The organism is Dechloromonas sp. TW-R-39-2 (assembly GCF_016864195.1).
Lineage (GTDB): Bacteria > Pseudomonadota > Gammaproteobacteria > Burkholderiales > Rhodocyclaceae > Azonexus.
Window position 1 is genome coordinate 1,509,964 of the sequence record NZ_CP045202.1, and the last position, 19,456, is coordinate 1,529,419.

19 protein-coding genes are annotated in these 19,456 nt (G+C 57.7%); 13 read left to right on the forward strand and 6 right to left on the reverse strand.

The window, feature by feature from the left end; translation table 11 throughout:
- Window positions 1–56 precede the first annotated feature (56 nt).
- Window positions 57–617, forward strand: coding sequence for an oligoribonuclease (gene orn, locus GBK02_RS07180; RefSeq protein ID WP_203469046.1), 561 nt, complete (start codon window positions 57–59; stop codon window positions 615–617).
- A 65-nt stretch (window positions 618–682) separates the two neighbouring features.
- Here orn and GBK02_RS07185 read toward each other — a convergent pair whose 3' ends face one another.
- From GBK02_RS07185 to GBK02_RS07210, 6 genes are all read right to left on the reverse strand, one after another.
- On the reverse strand, window positions 683–2,317 hold the full coding sequence (locus tag GBK02_RS07185) for a glycosyltransferase family 39 protein (RefSeq protein ID WP_203469047.1): 1,635 nt from the start codon (window positions 2,315–2,317) through the stop codon (window positions 683–685).
- Window positions 2,318–2,377: 60 nt separating this feature from the next.
- Window positions 2,378–2,599: a 50S ribosomal protein L31 gene (gene rpmE, locus GBK02_RS07190; RefSeq protein ID WP_203469048.1), complete on the reverse strand. Its 222-nt coding sequence runs from the start codon at window positions 2,597–2,599 to the stop codon at window positions 2,378–2,380.
- A gap of 112 nt (window positions 2,600–2,711) precedes the next feature.
- On the reverse strand, window positions 2,712–3,971 hold the full coding sequence (gene rho, locus GBK02_RS07195; protein ID WP_203469049.1) for a transcription termination factor Rho: 1,260 nt from the start codon (window positions 3,969–3,971) through the stop codon (window positions 2,712–2,714).
- 153 nt (window positions 3,972–4,124) lie between these two features.
- Complete coding sequence (gene trxA, locus GBK02_RS07200) at window positions 4,125–4,451, reverse strand: thioredoxin TrxA (protein WP_203469050.1); 327 nt, start codon at window positions 4,449–4,451, stop codon at window positions 4,125–4,127.
- A 104-nt stretch (window positions 4,452–4,555) separates the two neighbouring features.
- Window positions 4,556–5,158: a response regulator transcription factor gene (locus tag GBK02_RS07205; RefSeq protein WP_203469051.1), complete on the reverse strand. Its 603-nt coding sequence runs from the start codon at window positions 5,156–5,158 to the stop codon at window positions 4,556–4,558.
- Complete coding sequence (locus tag GBK02_RS07210; RefSeq protein WP_203469052.1) at window positions 5,155–7,140, reverse strand: PAS domain-containing sensor histidine kinase; 1,986 nt, start codon at window positions 7,138–7,140, stop codon at window positions 5,155–5,157. Before GBK02_RS07210 ends, GBK02_RS07205 begins: the two co-directional genes overlap by 4 nt.
- 154 nt (window positions 7,141–7,294) lie before the next feature.
- Here GBK02_RS07210 and GBK02_RS07215 point away from each other — a divergent pair, with 154 nt between their 5' ends.
- The 12 genes from GBK02_RS07215 (at window position 7,295) to hisS (ending at window position 19,454) form a co-directional block, all read left to right on the forward strand.
- On the forward strand, window positions 7,295–8,644 hold the full coding sequence (locus GBK02_RS07215; RefSeq protein WP_203469053.1) for a dicarboxylate/amino acid:cation symporter: 1,350 nt from the start codon (window positions 7,295–7,297) through the stop codon (window positions 8,642–8,644).
- 176 nt (window positions 8,645–8,820) lie between these two features.
- Window positions 8,821–9,825: a TRAP transporter substrate-binding protein gene (locus GBK02_RS07220; RefSeq protein WP_203469054.1), complete on the forward strand. Its 1,005-nt coding sequence runs from the start codon at window positions 8,821–8,823 to the stop codon at window positions 9,823–9,825.
- A gap of 59 nt (window positions 9,826–9,884) precedes the next feature.
- A complete protein-coding gene (locus GBK02_RS07225; protein WP_371810510.1) occupies window positions 9,885–10,595 on the forward strand; it encodes a TRAP transporter small permease in 711 nt (236 codons plus the stop codon).
- On the forward strand, window positions 10,592–11,875 hold the full coding sequence (locus GBK02_RS07230) for a TRAP transporter large permease (protein WP_203469055.1): 1,284 nt from the start codon (window positions 10,592–10,594) through the stop codon (window positions 11,873–11,875). Before GBK02_RS07225 ends, GBK02_RS07230 begins: the two co-directional genes overlap by 4 nt.
- 156 nt (window positions 11,876–12,031) lie before the next feature.
- Window positions 12,032–12,847 carry a type IV pili methyl-accepting chemotaxis transducer N-terminal domain-containing protein gene (locus GBK02_RS07235; protein ID WP_203469056.1) on the forward strand — a complete coding sequence of 272 codons (816 nt, stop codon included), beginning with the start codon at window positions 12,032–12,034 and terminating at the stop codon, window positions 12,845–12,847.
- A gap of 63 nt (window positions 12,848–12,910) precedes the next feature.
- Window positions 12,911–13,597: a hypothetical protein gene (locus GBK02_RS07240; protein ID WP_203469057.1), complete on the forward strand. Its 687-nt coding sequence runs from the start codon at window positions 12,911–12,913 to the stop codon at window positions 13,595–13,597.
- Window positions 13,598–13,669: 72 nt separating this feature from the next.
- Window positions 13,670–14,098 (forward strand): nucleoside-diphosphate kinase, encoded by a 429-nt coding sequence (gene ndk, locus GBK02_RS07245; protein WP_203469058.1) that lies wholly within the window; start codon window positions 13,670–13,672, stop codon window positions 14,096–14,098.
- A gap of 10 nt (window positions 14,099–14,108) precedes the next feature.
- A complete protein-coding gene (gene rlmN / locus GBK02_RS07250) occupies window positions 14,109–15,203 on the forward strand; it encodes a 23S rRNA (adenine(2503)-C(2))-methyltransferase RlmN (RefSeq protein ID WP_203469059.1) in 1,095 nt (364 codons plus the stop codon).
- Window positions 15,200–15,997: a type IV pilus biogenesis/stability protein PilW gene (gene pilW, locus GBK02_RS07255; protein WP_203469060.1), complete on the forward strand. Its 798-nt coding sequence runs from the start codon at window positions 15,200–15,202 to the stop codon at window positions 15,995–15,997. Before rlmN ends, pilW begins: the two co-directional genes overlap by 4 nt.
- A complete protein-coding gene (locus tag GBK02_RS07260) occupies window positions 15,997–16,926 on the forward strand; it encodes a helix-turn-helix domain-containing protein (protein WP_203469061.1) in 930 nt (309 codons plus the stop codon). The genes pilW and GBK02_RS07260 overlap by 1 nt, the downstream gene beginning before the upstream one ends.
- Before the next feature lie 3 nt (window positions 16,927–16,929).
- Window positions 16,930–18,159 carry a flavodoxin-dependent (E)-4-hydroxy-3-methylbut-2-enyl-diphosphate synthase gene (gene ispG / locus GBK02_RS07265; protein ID WP_203469062.1) on the forward strand — a complete coding sequence of 410 codons (1,230 nt, stop codon included), beginning with the start codon at window positions 16,930–16,932 and terminating at the stop codon, window positions 18,157–18,159.
- Window positions 18,156–19,454, forward strand: coding sequence for a histidine--tRNA ligase (hisS, locus tag GBK02_RS07270; RefSeq protein WP_203469063.1), 1,299 nt, complete (start codon window positions 18,156–18,158; stop codon window positions 19,452–19,454). The genes ispG and hisS overlap by 4 nt, the downstream gene beginning before the upstream one ends.
- The last annotated feature ends 2 nt before the right edge of the window (window positions 19,455–19,456 follow it).

Below are 19,456 nucleotides of genomic sequence, written 5' to 3' on the forward strand. Positions count from 1 at the left end.
TGAGTGAAGGCCGAAGCTGTGAGAAAATCTGGGTTTTTACGAATTCGGGCAATTATATGGCAGGGAATGCAAACAACCTCGTCTGGCTGGATATGGAAATGACCGGCCTGAATCCGGATGGCGACCGGATCATCGAAATGGCCATGGTGGTGACCAATTCCGAGCTTGAAATGGTCGCAGAGTCGCCTTCGTGGGTGGTGCATCAGTCCGATGAGCGACTGGCGGCGATGGATGAGTGGAACCAGAAGACGCACGGCCGTTCCGGGTTGATCGACAAGGTCAAGGCGTCGACCATGAACGAGGCTGAGGTCGAGCAGGCCGCACTGGAGTTCCTGAAGAAGTATTCCTCCAAGGGAAATTCGCCGATGTGCGGCAATTCAATCGGCCAGGATCGCCGTTTCATGGCGCGCTATATGCCAACCCTGGAAGACTTCTTCCACTATCGCAATCTTGATGTCAGCACTTTGAAAGAGTTGTGCAAGCGCTGGCAGCCCGAGATTTACAAGGGCTTCAAGAAGAAGAGCAAACATACGGCGATGGCCGATATTTACGAGTCGATCGATGAGTTGAAGTATTACCGGGAGCATTTCCTGGCCAAGCCGCAAGGTGGCCAGTGATCGTCGTTTGCTGAAATCAGGATTCCCGCTGCGGCGGGAATTTTTTTTGGGGTGTTCGGTTGCGGTCAACGCTGCAACAAGCGGAATTTTTCCTTGCGGTCACCCGGACGGCTGCCTTCCCACACCTTGGTCCAGTGGACTCCCGGTGCGGCCAGTTCGCGTTTGGTGTCTCCTCCGACAAGCAGCCAGTCACAGGATTTTCCGGCTGGCGTATCGAATGATGCCGGTTCAATGCCGACGAAGTAGGCGAGCGAAGCGCGTTGGGCATCGGTCAGGCCGCGTTCGGCCAGGCAGCCATGGTCATCTGGCAGGGCGTGGGCGATGGCCTGGGCAACCGGGCGGTAGCTTTTGCCATAGTCGAACCACGGCAGAATCAGTGTTGTTGCCAGCAGCCACAAGGTCGTGAAGCCCAGTGTCCAGTGTGTCAGACTGCGATAGGGTGAGCGCGGTGCGGTGATGATCAGCCAGGCCCACCAGAGCGTTGCGACCAGGCCGATGAGCAAGGCGATCCAGTCGAGATGGCCGATAAAGCCAGGGCGCAAGACCGTGACGCGAGTGGCCAGTTTGGCTGGCCAGCCAAGTGCCATGGCCGACCAGCAAAGCCAGACCAGCCCGACAAACAGGCTGAAGGTCATCATTGCAAACCAGTCAAATGCATTGGCTGCACCACGGCGCAGTGTGAGCGCGCCCGGTGTGGCAAGCAGGGCGAGTGGCGGCAGCATCAGCAAGGCAGGAATTTCACGCGGGCGGTAAGCCAGGGCGAGCAGTAATAATGTAATCAGCAGAAACACCAGGGGCAGCAGTTGCGGTGCGGCCGAGATGGCTTTGCGTCGGGTCCATAGCGTCCAGCCGGCCAGGGGCAGGGCAGGAAAGGCAAACCAGGGCAGCATGGAGAGGAAGCGACCGGCTCCACCTGGTGAAAATGGCGTTTTCAGTGGTGCCAGTTCGGTGGCTAGCCAGCCATGAAAACGGGCCGGTTCAAAGTAAAGTAACAGGGTCGGCCAGGGCAGGATTAGCAACCCGGCAATGACTAGGCCGACAAGCAGCGTCTGCAATGCTTTCGGGCGATCCGGCGAGAGCCACCAGGCGAGCGGGGCGATGGCAAGCAGCGGGAGCGTTGGGGCGATACCGGTACCTAGCAGGCAGCCGGCAATTGCGACACCGTAGAAAACGCCGGTCAGTCGTGGGCGGCGGCCAATCGCCGCCAGTGCCCCCAGTGTGCCGGCATAAGCCGCCAAGCCGATCAGCATCGGCTGGGCGTCGTGGGCATGGAAAAGCAGGCCGGCGCAACCCGCCAGCAGCAGCGGACTGGCCGCGGCACTGTCCTGGCCGTACAGTTCGCGGCCGGCATAGTACAGGCCGGTCAGTGCGAGGGCGACCCAGATGCCGCTGGCCAGTCGCATGGCCTCATGCAGCGGCAGCAGCCAGCCGAACAGCTTGCCGGTCAGTGCGGCGCTCCAGTAATAGAGCGGGGGTTCGTGGAAAGCGCGGCCGGCCAGGTCGGGCGATAGCCAGTCGCTGTAGGACAGCATGTGCCAGGCTGTCCCGATGTGAATGGCGTCTTCGCCTTTCCATGGGTCGCGGCCAAACAGACCGGCCAGCACATAAAAAGCCAGGATTGCAGCCAGCACCCAGCCCGCCGGAGGCAGGCTGATGCCACGCCGGATCAGCGAGAGCGGGTGTGTGGTGTGATCAGGCATTTTTTGCACAAATGAAAAAGGCAGCCGAATGGCTGCCTTTTTGCGTCCTGTTCAGAGCGATCAGGCAGCAGCCTTGCCGCGCATGGCGCCGAATTTCTGGTTGAACTTTTCAACGCGACCGGCGGTGTCGACGATCTTCTGCTTGCCGGTGTAGAACGGGTGGCAGAGCGAGCAAACTTCGACGTGAAGGTCTTTCTTCATGGTCGACTTGGTCGTGAAGTTGCTGCCACAGGAGCAGGAAACCTTCAGATCATTGTATTCAGGATGGATGGCGGCTTTCATTTTGTGTCCTTTCGTTACGCGACCGGCGGATGTGGCCGACCTGGAAAACGCGTGATTATCCTCTAATAATCACGCGCTTGCAATATAAATCGGGATATGGTTTTTGCTGGGCTTAGCCGCGACGCATGGCGTCGAAAAATTCCTGGTTGCCCTTGGTCGATTTGACCTTGTCGAGCAGGAATTCCATGGCTTCCAGATCGTCCATCGGGTAGCAGAGCTTGCGCAGGACCCACATCTTCTGCAGCACGTCCGGCTTGAGCAGCAGCTCTTCGCGGCGCGTGCCGGAGCGATTGACGTTGACCGCCGGGTACATCCGCTTCTCGGCCATGCGGCGGTCGAGGTGGATTTCCGAGTTGCCGGTGCCCTTGAATTCTTCGTAGATCACTTCGTCCATGCGCGAGCCGGTGTCGATCAGCGCCGTGGCGAGGATGGTCAGTGAACCGCCTTCCTCGATGTTGCGCGCCGCACCGAAGAAGCGCTTCGGCTTCTGCAGGGCGTTGGCGTCGACGCCGCCGGTCAGCACCTTGCCGGAAGCAGGTTGGACGGTGTTGTAAGCGCGGGCGAGGCGGGTGATCGAGTCGAGCAGGATGACGACATCCTTCTTGTGTTCGACCAGGCGCTTGGCCTTCTCGATGACCATTTCGGCGACCGCGACATGGCGCGAGGCCGGCTCGTCGAAGGTCGAGGCGACGACTTCACCCTTCACCGTGCGGGTCATTTCAGTCACTTCTTCCGGGCGCTCATCGATCAGCAGGACGATGAGGACGACTTCCGGATGATTGGCCGTGATGGCGTGCGCGATATTTTGCAGCATCACCGTCTTGCCGGTCTTTGGCGGCGCGACGAGCAGGCCGCGCTGGCCGCAGCCGATCGGGGCAATCATGTCGATGACGCGGCTGGTGATGTTTTCTTCGGACTTGATGTCGCGTTCGAGCTTGAGATGACGCGTCGGATGCAACGGCGTCAGGTTCTCGAACATGATCTTGTTCTTGTTGGCTTCCGGCGGGAAGCCATTGATCGATTCAAGCTTGGTCAGCGCGACATAGCGTTCGCCATCTTTCGGCGTCCGGATTTCACCGGCGATGGTGTCACCAGTCCGCAGGTTGAAACGGCGGACCTGGGAGGGAGAGACGTAGATGTCGTCGGTGTTGGCCAGGTATGACGTATCCGGCGAGCGAAGGAAGCCGAAACCATCGGAGAGCACTTCAAGGGTGCCGTCGCCGTAGATGGTGACGCCCTTTTTGGCTTCGTGTTTGAGGATGGCGTAAATCAGTTCTTGCTTGCGCATCCGGTTGGCATTCTCGATGCCGGCCTCGGTGGCCATGTCGAGCAGTTTGCTGACGTGATGCGTCTTTAGTTCGGAAAGTTGCATGTGTGCGAATATGTGGCACCTGGGCGGGACGGACGGAATCCGGGCCGGAGGGGGTGCGATTTTCCTGGAGAGGGGAGTGATTGACGCCGGCCGGTGGCTCTAGCGTCTGCCTGAAGGTACAGAACGCACCTTCAGGCCGGGAGACTACGGAGATTACAGGTTGCTGTCAATAAATGCGGCAAGTTGCGACTTGGACAGTGCGCCAACCTTGGTTGCTTCGACATTGCCATTCTTGAAGATCATCAGGGTCGGGATGCCACGGATGCCGAACTTGGCCGGGGTGGCCTGGTTGTCATCGATGTTGACCTTGGTGACCTTGAGTTTGCCAGCGTATTCGTTGGCGATTTCGTCGAGGATGGGTGCAATCATCTTGCACGGACCGCACCATTCTGCCCAGTAGTCGACCAGAACCGGTTGCTGCGCCTGCAGCACTTCGGCTTCAAAGGTGTCGTCGGTGACGTAATGGATGTGCTCGCTCATTAAATGCCTCGTGGGATGGGGTGTGACTAATATCAGGTTTGCGCCCGGGAGGGCGCGGGTCAATTTGGCAAGATGCTAGCGAAAAAAAAGGGCTTAGGGAAGCGTTACTGTCCGGGTTTTAGCAAATTGGCCAGCTCGACTGCGGTCTTGACCTGCATTTTGTCGAAAAGGTTGGCGCGATGTACTTCGACGGTGCGCATGCTGATATTCAGTTCGTCGGCAATGACCTTGTTGAACTTGCCGGCCAGGACCAGTTCCATGATCTGGCGCTCGCGTGTTGTCAGGCTGGAAAGTCGGGTTTTGACCGAGTCGACCGTGGCATTGGCTGCGCGTTGTCGCGCATCAAGCTCCATGGCTTGTTCAATGCGCGTCGCCAGTTCATTGTCGTTCAGCGGTTTCTCGAAGAAATCGAAGGCGCCTTTTTTCAGCGTGGCTACGGCCAGGGGGACGTCGCCGTGGCCGGTCAGGAAAATGACGGGGAGTGTGGATTGGCGTTCGCGCAACTGATCAAAGCAATCGAGGCCGCTCATCCCGGACATGCGCATGTCGAGTACGACGCAGCCATTCGTACTTGGACTCCAGGCGGCCAGGAATGCTTCGGCCGATGCGTAGGTGGTGCAGGGAATGGCCCGTGTTTTAAGTAACCAGGCCAGCGCGTCAAGGATGGCTTCGTCGTCATCGACCAGATGGGCTTGGGGCGTGTTCATGCGGCTTCCAGGGAAAGTGTGAACGTAAATATCGTGCCGGTGCCTGTGGGAGATTGAATATTGTCTTCCGCCCACAGTCGACCGCGATGAAATTCAATGATCGAGCGACAGATCGAGAGGCCAACGCCCATGCCTTCGGGCTTGGTTGTGAAGAAAGCGGTGAATAGCTTGTCGCGGATTTCTTGGCTGATGCCACTGCCGTGATCGCTGACGCTGACGCTCAATTCGGTTTCGCTGAGTTCCGTGGCAATGCGCAGGATACGATGTGGTTCCGGGGTGGCGCTCATGGCTTCCATGGCGTTGCGGATCAGGTTGAGCAGCACCTGTTCGAGCATCAGACGGTCTGCCGGGATGGGCGGGAGACGGGGAATCTCGCAGTCGATCCGGATGTGGTACTTGCGGGCATCCGCCTCGACAAAGCCGAGGCAGTCCTCGATGACTTCGCCGATGGCACAGGGGGCGCGCTTGGGTTCGCTCTTGCGGACGAAGTCATGGACCCGGCGGATGATCTTGCCGGCTCGCTGCGCCTGGACGCCCAGTTTTTCGAGTGCGGGCCGGATTTCTTGCGCCGCAACGTTGGGGCGTTCGAGCAAGTTCAGGCAGCCGCTGTTGTAGCTGGCAATGGCGGCGAGTGGCTGGTTCAGTTCGTGGGCCAGCGTCGATGCCATTTCACCCATGGTGACCAGGCGGGCAGTGAACTGCAGTTGTTCCTGTTGTTGCCGAGCCAGTTCTTCGGCTCGCCGGCGCTCGGTGACGTCGAGTACGGATGCCATCCAGCCGGTGTGCAGGCCGTTGCCGTCAATCAGTTTTGCTTCGTAAACCAGTGCGTGAAAACGCTCGCCGTTTTTGCGCATGAAAGTCATCTCGAAGCCGTCGGGCGGGGCTTCGCCGGCCATGACGGCCTGATGGACGGCAAACGTTTCGTCGATCTGCTCTGGTACCCAGTAGGGCATTGGTGGAACTTTGCCGACCAGCTCTTCGCTGCTGAAACCGGTGATCTTGCAGAAGGCAGGGTTAACGTAGATGACTTCGCCTTTCAGGTCGCGAGCGCGCATGCCAACCGTCAGTGAGTTTTCCATGGCGGTACGAAAGGCGTGTTCAGCTCTGAGCGCCTCCTCTGCTCGCGAGCGTTTTTTCATCAGATCGCGGACCAGCCAGAGGCTCCAGAATACGCCGCCAGCCAGGAGAAGGATGGCACCAGCCAGCAGGCGTTGCAGGGGATTGGCCGCTGTCTGGTAGCTGGTGACGCGAAATTGCAAGCCATAGCCAGGGGGTTCGAACGGCAGGTTGTAGCTGATGTGTGGTGTGCCCTGAATATTCGATTTTGCGGCGTACTGGATATCGTTGTCGTCAATGATGGTGACTTGATATTTTTCGGCAAACCACCAGGGTACGAGATCGGCCAGCAGGGTGTCGAAGCTGTACACAGCAACCAGCGCGCCGACAAACTCGCGGTCGACGAAGATTGGTACGGCAATTTCAAAGTGTGCTGTATTGCCGGTCAGCAGGAACGGTTCACTGTAAATGCGCTTGCCAAGCCGGGCGGCCAGTTCGAATGCTTTTTGCGTGACGGGAGGGCCGAACGATTCGATTTCTCCATCGGGTGGGCCGGCGGCCGGAATGGCATCGACCACATTGCGGCGTTTGTCGAACCACAGAATTTGCGATACATCGGAGTTGTTCTTGAGTATGTGCCCGGCGCGCAGCCGGAATGTTTTCTTTGATTCGGCCCCCATGCTTAATTCCGAGGCCAGTTCCTGCATTTGTTCTTCTGTGCCGCTGAGATGGAAGCGGACGTTTTGTTCGAGCCAGAGAACATCTTTGATCAGGCTGGTGCGTTCCTCGTCTATTTCATTTTGCTGGAGCAGCCAAAGTAGCGCGACAACCGCAGCCAAAAGCAAGACGACGCCAAGTTTTGGAAGCGCCAGCAGAATGCGCAGGCGCCGGGTGCCGGGAGGGATGATCGGGGTGCTCGAACTCATGGCGCAAATGGTACACCACGCAGTTTGTCTTGCTGCCTATTGTGGGTATCCACAATACGGATATCCACAATGGTGAAATGAGTTGCATCTGACGATACTTGCGCCCGCAAAATCGTGAGTTATTCGAGGGTTGTCACCAAAGGGGCTAGGTTCCATGGCAAAAAAAGCGGTTTATAAAAGTCTATATTTTCAGGTGATCATCGCGATCATCATTGGTGTTTCGCTGGGGCATTTCTACCCCGAAACCGGTGCGGCGATGAAACCGCTCGGCGATGGCTTCATCAAGCTGATCAAGATGATCATCGCACCGATCATCTTCTGTACCATCGTGGTCGGCATTGCCGGCATGGAAGACATGAAAAAAGTCGGCAAGACGGGTGGTCTCGCCGTTTTGTACTTTGAGGTCGTCAGCACGATTGCCTTGGTCATCGGCCTGATCGTCGTCAATTTCTGGCAGCCGGGTGTTGGCATGAATGTCGATCCTTCGACACTCGATACCAAGGGAATTGCCAAGTACGCTGCACCGGGCCAGATGCAGTCGACCACCGACTTCCTGATGAACATCATCCCGACCAGCGTGGTTGATGCTTTTGCCAAGGGCGACATGCTGCAGGTCCTGTTTTTCTCGATCCTGTTCGGTTACTCGATGCATGCTTTTGGTGAACGGGGCAAGCCGGTTTTTGAATTGATCGAAAAACTGTCGCACGTGCTGTTCGGCATTGTCGGTGTGATCATGAAAGTGGCTCCGATCGGTGCTTTCGGTGCGATGGCTTATACCATCGGCAAGCATGGTGTCGGCAGCCTGACCCAGCTGGCCAGTCTGATGGGCGCTTTCTACCTGACCTGCGTCATCTTTATCTTTGGCGTGTTGGGTAGTATTGCTGCATTCCATGGCTTCTCGATCATCAAGCTGATCAAGTACATCAAGGAAGAGTTGTTCCTGGTGCTTGGCACTTCCTCTTCGGAATCCGCTTTGCCGCGTCTGATGGCCAAGATGGAAAATGCCGGTGCTGAAAAATCGGTCGTCGGTCTGGTTGTGCCGACCGGCTACTCCTTCAATCTCGATGGCACCTCGATCTATCTGACGATGGCCGCCATCTTCATCGCCCAGGCAACCAATACCCCGCTGGACTTGCAGCACCAGATCACTTTGCTGGTCATTTTGCTGCTCACCTCAAAAGGTGCGGCTGGCGTTACAGGGAGTGGCTTTATCGTTCTGGCGGCAACCTTGTCTGCCGTCGGTACCGTGCCAGTGGCCGGCCTGGCCCTGATCCTGGGTATCGACCGTTTCATGTCCGAAGCACGTGCGCTGACCAACTTCATCGGCAACAGCGTGGCAACGCTGGTTGTTGCCAAGTGGTGCAAGGCGCTGGATGCCGAAAAGCTCGATGCCGTGCTTAATGGCGAAACGCAGGATGAGGCTGACTACCCCGAACTGGTGCTGGACGATAACGATATCCCGCCGATTCCTCATAGTCCGCGCCCGATTGTCGAGCACCATTAAGACATTCAAGCGTCAGATAAAACCGCCGGCTGGTCCGGCGGTTTTTTTATGCCTGAAATTTGCGTGGCGGCAGGATGTTGTGGATAACCACAATACGCGCCGGTTATATATTTAGTAATACTTTCACTCAGCTGCAAGTCTAAATGCAGCGCTATTACTCTCTGGAGGAGAAAAATATGAAAATTTCAAAACTGATGATCGGGCTGTTCGCCGGTATGGTGTCGATTGCCGCTTATGCCCAGCAGCCGATCGTGATCAAGTTCAGCCACGTTGTGGCTGCCGATACGCCAAAGGGCAAGGCCGCCGAAATGTTTGCCAAAAAGGCTGGCGAACTGACCAAGGGCAAGGTCAAGGTCGAGGTTTATGCCAACTCAACCTTGTACAAGGACAAGGAAGAAATGGAGGCCTTGCAACTGGGCGCCGTCCAGATGCTGGCGCCGTCGCTGGCCAAGTTTGGGCCGCTTGGCGTCAAGGAATTCGAAGTCTTCGACTTGCCGTTTATCTTCAGTGACTACGATGCGCTGCGCAAGGTGACCAATGGCGCCGTCGGCAAGCAACTGCTGGCCAAGCTCGAACCCAAGGGTATCCGCGGTCTGGGATATTGGGACAATGGTTTCAAGTCCTTCTCTCTGAACACACCGGTCAAGACCCCGGCTGATCTGAAAGGCAAGAAACTGCGTATCCAGTCCTCGAAGGTGCTCGAAGAGGAAGTGCGCGCGCTTGGTGGCCTGCCACAGGTAATGGCTTTCTCCGAGGTGTATCAGGCTTTGCAGACTGGCGTGGTCGACGGTACGGAAAACCCGATTTCCAATCTTTACACCCAGAAAATGCATGAAGTCCAGAAGCATCTGACGCTGACCGAGCATGGTTACCTGGGCTACGCCGTCATCGTGAACAAGAAGTTCTGGGACGGTTTGCCGGCGGATGTGCGCGGGCAGTTGGAAGATGCCATGGAGCAGGCTACGCGTTATGCCAACCAGATCGCCAAGGTTGAAAACGAAAGTTCCCTCGAAGCGGTGAAGAAGAGTGGCAAGACGACGGTCTACGTGCCGACCAAGGAAGAGCGCCTGGCTTTCAAGAAAGCCCTGGTGCCGGTCCATCAGAAGATGGAAGGTCGCGTTGGCAAGGATGTCATTCAAGCGGTCTACAAGGACACCGGCTTCAAGCCAGACAGTCTCTAAGCGCCAGTGCAACAAAATCGGGGGCGCAGGCCCCCGAGTCACGAATGGGGGAATAACCTATGTTGAACAGGGCACTCAATCATCTTGAAGAGTTGCTGGTCACGCTGCTGATGGGCGCGGCGACCGTCATCATCTTCATCTCGGTGGCGCACCGTTACATGGCTGGCGTCGAAATTCCTGTCTTGCAGGATTGGCTGCTGACGCTCAATTTCAGTTGGGCGCAGGAGTTGTGCATCATCATGTTTGTCTGGATGGCAAAGTTTGGTGCCGCTTATGGCGTGCGGACCGGCATCCACGTTGGCGTCGATGTGTTGATCAATCGGCTTGATGACAAGATGCGTGGGAAATTCATCGTTTTCGGCCTGCTGGCTGGTGCGACCTTCACCGGTATCGTGGCCACCCTTGGTGCGAATTTTGTCTGGGAAAACGGTGCGCACTACGCCATTTTCCAATTTTTCGGGATTGATACCGGCGACAACTACGAAGGGCCGACGACGCCTGACCTTGAGTGGCCGACCTGGATCGTTTATAGCGCCATTCCGCTGGGCTCGTCGTTGATGAGCTTCCGCTTCCTGCAGGTGACTTGGAGTTTCCTGAAAACCGGAGAGTTGCCGCACCACGATCACGGTCATGTCGATGGCCTGGAGGATGAAAAACCACCGGTTAACGTCAATCTTTACGGCATGGACGACAATCTGCACATGCACGATCTCAAGCATCCGATGGTTGGTGAGCGCCAGAATGACAAAAAAGGGAGCGACCAATCATGAACGCCCTTGTGATTTTTACCCTGCTGGCAGTGCTCATGCTGACCGGCATGCCGATCTCGATTTCGCTGGGTTTGACGGTGCTCAGCTTCCTGTTCACGATGACCCAGGTGCCGCTTGAGTCGGTTGCACTCAAGCTGTTCACGGGCATCGAGAAGTTCGAGATCATGGCCATTCCCTTCTTCATCCTGGCCGGGAATTTCCTGACCCACGGCGGGGTGGCCAAGCGGATGATCAATTTCGCCACGTCGATGGTCGGTCACTGGTATGGCGGTCTCGGTCTGGCTGGCGTGCTGGCCTGTGCGCTGTTCGCTGCGGTTTCGGGTTCCAGCCCGGCAACGGTGGTGGCGATCGGTTCGATCCTGCTGCCGGCGATGGTCAAGGCGGGCTTTCCGAACAAGTTCGGGGCGGGCGTCATTGCCACCTCGGGGGCGCTCGGCATCCTGATCCCGCCGTCCATTGTCATGGTGATGTACTCGGTGGCGACCAATACCTCGGTCGGCGCCCTGTTCATGGCCGGGGTGATTCCAGGTTTGGCCCTGGCTGGGGTGTTGGGCGGTGTGACCTGGTATCGCGCCAAGAAGTTTGACTATCCGCGTCAGCCGAAGGCAACCTGGGGTGAGCGCTGGGCGTCTTTCCGCGCTTCGGTCTGGGGGTTGTTGCTGATCGTCGTCGTGATGGGCGGGATTTACTCCGGCGTCTTCACACCGACCGAAGCGGCAGCAATGTCCGCGGTCTACGCCTTTATTTGCGCCGTTTTCATCTACAAGGATCTGGGTCTGAAGGATGTGCCGAAGGTGCTGCTCAATTCGGCCAACATGTCGGCGATGCTGCTCTACATCATCACCAATGCCGTCTTGTTCTCTTTCATCATGACCAATGAAAACATCCCGCAGGCGCTGGCCGACTGGATGCTGGGCAATGGTCTGGGCGTCATCACCTTCTTGCTCGCGGTGAATGTGATCCTGCTGCTTGCCGGTAATTTCATGGAACCGTCGTCGATCGTGCTGATCTTCGCGCCCATCCTTTTCCCGGTTGCGGTGGCACTTGGTATCCATCCGGTGCACTTCGGCATCCTGATGGTGGTCAACATGGAGGTCGGCATGTGTCACCCGCCGGTTGGTCTCAATCTCTACGTGGCTTCCGGGATTACCAAGATGGGGATTACCGAGCTGACCATCGCGGTCTGGCCGTGGCTGCTGTCGATGCTCGGTTTCCTGGTTGTTGTGACCTACTGGCCAGACTTGTCCTTGTGGCTGCCGCGCACCATGGGCATGCTCTAGTCATCGATGGACTCGTTCAGCCCCGGCTGCGGCCGGGGCTTTTTTATGTTGGTTCTCTTGCGGTCGACATGCGGAATTGGTCCGATTTCCGGCGATGTCACAAAAATGTAATCCGTGCATGGTCAAATTGCCGCCCTTTGCCGGTGCGGTGTCGTCATGAATGCTCGTTTTTTGTGTGTTTTTATCGCAGGCATCTGCTGGGCTTTGCTGGGTAGCTCGCTGTCGCATGCCGCAGATGCTTCTCCGATCGCACGGGATATTGCCAGCGCAGGCTCGCTCCGCATGCAGGCGCAGCGGATTGCCAAGCTTTATTTGCAGCTTGGATTGAAGGTTGGCGAAGTTGCTGCCCAGCGACAGATTGACTCGGCCATCGTCCAGGTTGATGCCGAACTTCGACGGCTTGACGGATATGCCAGAAAACCTGGCGTTCAGCGAACTTTCGGGCGTTGCGATGCGGCTTGGCAAGAGCTGCGCCAGGTGGTCGTCCGGCAAGTGTCGAGAAGCAATGCCGAGCGCGCTACTCAGCTGGCTGAAGAGTTGTCGATTCATGCCGGAAAACTGGCGATGCAGATCGAGGCCGAGGCGGAAACGCCGGTTGGCCGCTTGCTCGATCTTTCTTCCCGGCAAAACATGCTGGCCCAGCGTTTGGCTCGACTCTACATGCAGGTTCAGGCCGGCGATCAGTCGCAAGGCTTGCTGGTCGACCTCGAGCAGACGCGCAAGGAATTCGCCTCCGGGTTGAGTGCCATCGAATCTGCCGCCGAAAGCTCTCCGGCCAGCCGCGATGCGCTGGTTCTGGCCAAGAACCAGTGGGTTTTTCTCGATGCGGCGGTCAGTCAGTTGCGCGTTCGCTCAGCAGATGGCCGGGCCGCCAGGGATGTGGCGAGTAGCAGCGAGCGTATCCAGGAGATGCTCGCTGCCGTGACCGCCCAGTATCTGCTGGATTATCCGGTCGCGCGGTCAGCCCGCTGATTGGCGCGGAGGGCAGGGGGTTGCTGTGGCACAATCCGGCGTCCCGAACCGAATCGACAGATCATGAAATTTGCCCTCTCGCTGATTGCCTTTGTACTTGTTGCGCTGATTGTTCCATTTTTCCTGCCGGCCACCGGCAAGGTGGAAGGTGTGGACCCGAACAGCAATCTGCCCTGGCAAATCGAGACGGATGGTCAGGGCGGGAGCCGTGTTTTCGGTCTGCAGCCTGGGGGTAGCACCCTGGCCGATGTTCGTCGTCAGCTGGGTAACGAAATCGAGGTGGCAATCGTTGCCGAGCCCAATGAAGTCGGGATGCTCGAAGGTTACTACGCCCAGGTTTCGCTGGGTTTCGTCATGGCCAAGGTGATTGTCACGGTCGACCTGCCGGCTGATGCGATTTCTGCCATGCGCGAACGCGCCCTGAAGGCCAAGCATATGGAAAGTACGACACGCAAGATCACGCTCCATCCTGATGACTTGGCTTCGGCCGGCAGCATGCGCATCAAGGCGATCAGCGTGGTGCCGACGATCAATCTGGACGAAGCAACGATCGTCCAGCGTTTTGGTCAGCCGGATGAGCGTCTTGTTGTCTCCGAAAAGCGGGTGCATCTGCTTTATCCGCAGCGCGGTCTGGATGTCGTGGTCGATACGGATGGCAAGGAATTGCTTCAGTACGTTGCACCGCGTGATTTTGCTTCCTTGCGTGAGCCCTTGCGCAGCCTTGAGGTCGGCAAAACGGCCGGTCAGTGAGCCGGGTTTTTCTGCCGCTTATCTGCTAAAATTACCGGTTTTTCAACTGACTAGCTTTTGCGGAGCAATTAAATGGCTATCGAACTCGCCCTCTCCATCATCAAACCCGATGCTGTTGCCAAGAACGTTATTGGCAAGATTTATTCCCGTTTTGAATCCAACGGTCTGAAGATCGTTGCTTCCAAGATGGTTTGGTTGTCCGAACAGGAAGCCGGCCAGTTCTACGCCGTGCACAAGGCCCGTCCGTTCTTCAAGGATCTGGTCTCCTTCATGACCTCCGGTCCGGTCATGGTTCAAGTGCTCGAAGGCGAAAACGCCATCGCCAAGAATCGCGAACTGATGGGCGCCACCAACCCGAAGGAAGCCGCACCGGGCACCATCCGTGCTGACTTCGCCGAGTCGATCGACGCCAACGCCGTGCACGGCTCTGACGCTCCGGAAACCGCCGCTGTTGAAGTTGCGTTCTTCTTCCCGGGCCTGAACGTTTACGCTGGCCGCTAAGCAGTAATCGATGACCGTCAATCTGCTGGATTTCGATGGCGAAAGCCTGACTGCCTGGTTTGCCGAGCAGGGTGAAAAACCCTTCCGGGCCAAGCAAGTGTTGCGCTGGATGCATCGTTCCGGGGTGGCGGACTTCGACGCCATGACCGATATCGCCAAGAGTCTTCGCGAGAAGCTCAAGGCGACGGCGGTCGTGGCGCCGCCTGCCGTCGTCTCCGACAAGCTGTCGGATGACGGCACGCGCAAGTTTCTGATCGATGTTGGCAACAATAATGCCGTTGAAACGGTATTCATTCCCGAAGACGATCGCGGCACGCTGTGCGTGTCGACCCAGGCTGGTTGTGCGCTCGATTGCGCCTTCTGTTCAACCGGCAAGCAAGGTTTCAACCGTAACCTGACGGTGGCCGAAATCATCGGTCAGGTGTGGCAGGCCAACAATGCGCTTGGCGCGGTCCACGGTGACGAACGGGTCATTTCCAATGTCGTGCTGATGGGCATGGGCGAGCCACTGGCTAATTTCGAGAATTCCGTTGCCGCCTTGAAGCTGATGCTCGACGACAACGCTTACGGTCTGTCGCGTCGCCGCGTTACGGTCTCGACGTCCGGTCTGGTGCCGGTGATGGATCGACTGCGCGACGAATGCCCGGTCGCCCTGGCAGTTTCACTGCACGCGCCGAATGACAAGCTGCGCGACGAACTGGTGCCGATCAACCAGAAGTATCCGCTGAAGGAACTGATGGCCGCCTGCCAGCGTTATCTGGAAAAGGCGCCACGCGATTTCATTACCTTCGAGTACGTCATGCTCGACGGTATCAACGACAGCGATGCCCACGCCCGCGAATTGCTGGCGCTGGTCAAGCATGTGCCGTGCAAGTTCAACCTGATTCCCTTCAATCCCTTCCCGGGTTCGCCATTCAAGCGCTCCCCGGCCGAGCGGGTGCGCCGTTTTGCCGATATCCTGATGCAGGCTGGCATCATTACGACGACGCGTAAGACGCGGGGTGATGATATCGATGCCGCATGCGGCCAGTTGGCCGGGCAGGTTCAGGACAAGACCAAGCGGACGGCCGGACGTGTTATTCGAATCAAGGAGGAAAGCGCGTGAAACTGTTCTCTTTGTCCCGGCGCGCGGCCGGAGCCTGCCTGCTGGCCTTGTGTGTCTTCGGGGTCCAGGCGCAGAGTAATTTTGACGCGCCTTCCAATCCGCGTAATCAAAGTTCAAGCGACCCCAAGAATCGGGCAAAAATCCATACTGAACTGGGCTCCATGTATTTCCAGGGCGGCAACATGTCGGTGGCACTCGATGAGTTGCGCATTGCCCTTGAAGCCGATTCGGGATACGTGCAAGCCTACAGTGTGCGTGGCCTGGTGTATGCCAATCTCAAGGAATATGCCCGCGCTGAAGCCGATTTCAGGCGGGCGCTGGAAATTGCGCCGAACGACCCTGAGGTCAATAACAACTACGGTTGGTATCTGTGCGAGACGGGCAAGGAACGGCAGTCGATTGCCTACTTCCTGAATGCTCTCAAGAGCTCCCTCTACGAAACGCCGGACCGGGCTTATACCAATGCCGGAACTTGCGCACTCAAGGCCGGTGATCTTGACGGGGCACAGAATTATTTGCTGCAAGCATTACGTTTTGCGCGCGACGAGGCTGTTTCTGCCCGCTTCCAACTGGCCAGTCTGTTTTACCAGCGCGGAAATCTTGAAGAGTCACGGGTTTATCTGACCGACTCTTTGAAAATGATGGGGCAACCTTCCGCCGAAGCCCTGTGGCTCGGTGTCCGCCTTGAGCGCAAGCTCGGCAATCGGGTTGCCGAAGGTAGTTATGCGGCGCAATTGCGTAGTCGTCACCCGACATCGCCCGAATATCAGGAATTCCTCAAAGGTAATTTTTAATGAGTGAGCAGCTTAACGAGGGAGAAATTCCTGTCCTCAATATTGAAGCCGAGGCACCGCCGACGGTCAGTGTCGGCCAGCAGTTGCGTAGTGCAAGGTTGGCCCGTGGCCTTGCCTTGCCCGATGTGGCGCAGACGCTGAAATTGGGCGTGCGTCAGATTGAAGCGCTTGAAAATGGCGATTGGCAGGGCTTGCCAGGACAAACCTTCATCCGCGGTTTCGTGCGCAATTACGCACGATTGCTTCAGGTCGATGCGGGGCCGCTGATGCTGCAACTCGACAGCATTCTTGAAAAACCGGCCAAGACACTGGCTGTGCCTGAAGGCCGTCTGGGCTCGATGCCGCAGACCGGTGGCTCGATTTCACGTCGTGACCGTGCCGTCATTCTCTCTGGAATCGGCTTGGTTGCCGTGGCTGCGCTGGTTTACTTCCTCCTGCCGCATGATTTGTCTTCGTTGCGCGAAAGTACGCAGGGTTTGCTCGACTCTTTTGCCCGCAAGGAAGCGCCCGCGCCGGTCGCTCCTGCCTCTGCGCCGGAACCGGTTTTTCCGCCGGGTTCGACGCCGCAGCAAATCATGAATCCGCAAGCTGAGCCCATGCCGGCAGCGCCAGCCGAAGTGGCTGTACCTGCCGCTCCTGCCGCAACGCCGGTGGCTGCAGCTGCCAGCGAGCAAAAAGCACCGGTTGCCGGTGCGGCACAGCTGCGTTTTGTTTTCGATAAAGAATCCTGGGTTGAGGTCCGCGACCGTGACGACCGGATCATCTTTTCCCAGCGTCCGGGAAGTGGTGCCGAGCGCCAGGTTGCAGGGCAGGGGCCGCTTTCTCTGGTGATTGGTTATGCGCCGGGCGTCAAGCTCTACTGGCGCGGAGAGTTGATTGATCTGGTCCCGCATACCCGTGGCGATGTGGCCCGTCTGGTGCTGGAGTAAGTTATGTCCGCTTTGAGCAAGCGTTTGACGCGGTCGACTGCGATCGGCCATGTAAAAATGGGCGGCGATGCGCCAGTTGTCGTCCAGTCGATGACCAATACCGATACTGCCGACTATCTGGCCACCGCCATCCAGTGTGCCGAGTTGGCCCGTGCTGGTTCAGAGTTGGTGCGTATCACGGTGAACACGCTTGAGGCAGCGGCGGCTGTTCCCCGTATCCGAGAGCATCTTGACCGGATGAATTGCAATGTGCCGTTGATTGGTGATTTCCATTACAACGGCCATCGCCTGCTAACCGAGTATCCTGCCTGTGCCGAAGCGCTGGCCAAGTACCGGATCAATCCGGGAAATGTCGGGTTCGGCAAGAAGAAGGACGAGCAGTTTGCCCAAATGGTCGAGTTGGCTTGCAAATACGATAAACCGGTGCGCATCGGGGTGAACTGGGGAAGTCTTGACCAGGAGCTGCTGGCGCGCATCATGGATGAAAACAGCCGCAAGGCCGAACCGCTCGATGCAACCCAGATGATGCGTCATGCGATGGTTACTTCGGCACTTGAATCTGCTGCCAAGGCTGAAGAAGTCGGCATGGCGCAGGAAAAAATCATTCTCTCCTGCAAGGTGTCCAGCGTTCAGGACCTGATCGCGATTTACCGCGAATTGTCGAAGCGGGCCGATTACGCCCTGCATCTCGGCTTGACCGAAGCCGGGATGGGATCCAAGGGTATTGTCGCGTCGACCGCGGCATTATCCGTTTTGCTGCAGGAAGGCATCGGCGACACCATTCGCGTTTCGCTGACGCCGGAGCCGGGCGGTTCGCGCTCGCAGGAAGTCATCGTCGCCCAGGAAATCCTGCAGACCATGGGGCTGCGAGCCTTCACGCCAATGGTTGCGGCCTGCCCCGGTTGCGGCCGGACGACCTCGACCTTCTTCCAGGAACTGGCCGGCGAGGTGCAGGACTTTGTGCGCGCCAAAATGCCAGAATGGAAGCTGCAATATGACGGTGCCGAAAACATGACGCTGGCCGTCATGGGCTGTATCGTCAATGGTCCGGGCGAGTCGAAGCATGCCAATATCGGCATTTCCTTGCCAGGTACCGGCGAGGCCCCTTCGGCCCCAGTTTACGAAGATGGCGAAAAGACGGTCACCCTCAAGGGCGACAATATCGCCAACGAATTCAAGCAAATCATCGAGCGCTATGTTGAGCGCACCTACACCAAGAAACTGAAGTCATGAGTCAAACATTGCAAGCCGTGCGCGGGATGAACGACATCCTGCCCGACGAAGCCGCCTTTTGGGAACTGTTCGAGGACACCATCCGTTCGTGGTTGAAAGCCTATGGCTATCGCCCGATCCGCATGCCCATCGTCGAGCCGACGCCGCTGTTCAAGCGCGCCATTGGCGAAGTGACCGATATCGTTGAAAAGGAAATGTATTCCTTCATCGACGGCCTGAACGGCGAAGCACTGACCCTGCGCCCGGAAGGTACAGCCGGTTGCGTCCGCGCCGTGATTGAGCACAATCTGGCCGCACGCCAGACGCAGCGCCTTTACTACATCGGCCAGATGTTCCGCCACGAGCGGCCGCAAAAAGGGCGCTACCGCCAGTTCCACCAGGTTGGGGTCGAGTCTTTCGGCATTGCCGGGCCGGATATCGATGCCGAAATGATCCTGATGGGGGCACGCCTGTGGGCCGATCTCGGCCTGGAAGATATTGCGTTGCAGATCAATAGCCTGGGCCAGCCGGCCGAGCGTGCTCAGCATCGTGCTGCGCTGATCACCTATTTTGAAGCCAGTGCCGACCTGCTCGACGAAGACGCCAAGCGTCGTTTGCACACCAATCCGTTGCGCATTCTTGATACCAAGAATCCGGCCATGCAGGAACTCTGTGCCGCGGCACCGAAGCTGATTGATTATCTCGGGGCTGAATCGCTGGCCCATTTCGAAGGCGTTCAGCGCATCCTGCGCGATGCCGGTATCGCTTTCACGGTGAATCCGCGTCTGGTTCGCGGCCTCGATTATTACAACCTGACTGTTTTCGAATGGGTCACCGACAAGCTTGGCGCCCAGGGGACGGTCTGTGCCGGCGGCCGTTACGACGGCCTGGTCGAACAGCTGGGCGGCAAACCGACGCCGGCCTGTGGCTTTGCCATGGGCATCGAACGCCTGATCGCCTTGATCAAGGATTCCGGTGGTGAGCCAGCAGCACCTGCGCCGGATGTCTATCTGGTGCATCAGGGCGAGGCGGCCGGTCGTCTGGCTTTCCGCGTTGCTGAAGGGCTGCGCGATCAGGGCATTGATGTGCTGCTGCATTGCGGTGGCGGCAGTTTCAAGTCGCAGATGAAAAAGGCCGATGGCAGCGGTGCCGGTTTTGCTGTCATTATTGGCGATGATGAAGCGTCGACCGGGGAAGCCCAGCTTAAATCGTTGCGTGCCGAAGGTGTTGCGCAGCAAAAACTCAAGGTCGATGATCTGGCGGAAGCCATCATCGGTCAGTTGATCGATTCAGACGAAGATAGCGAAGAGGAATAAGC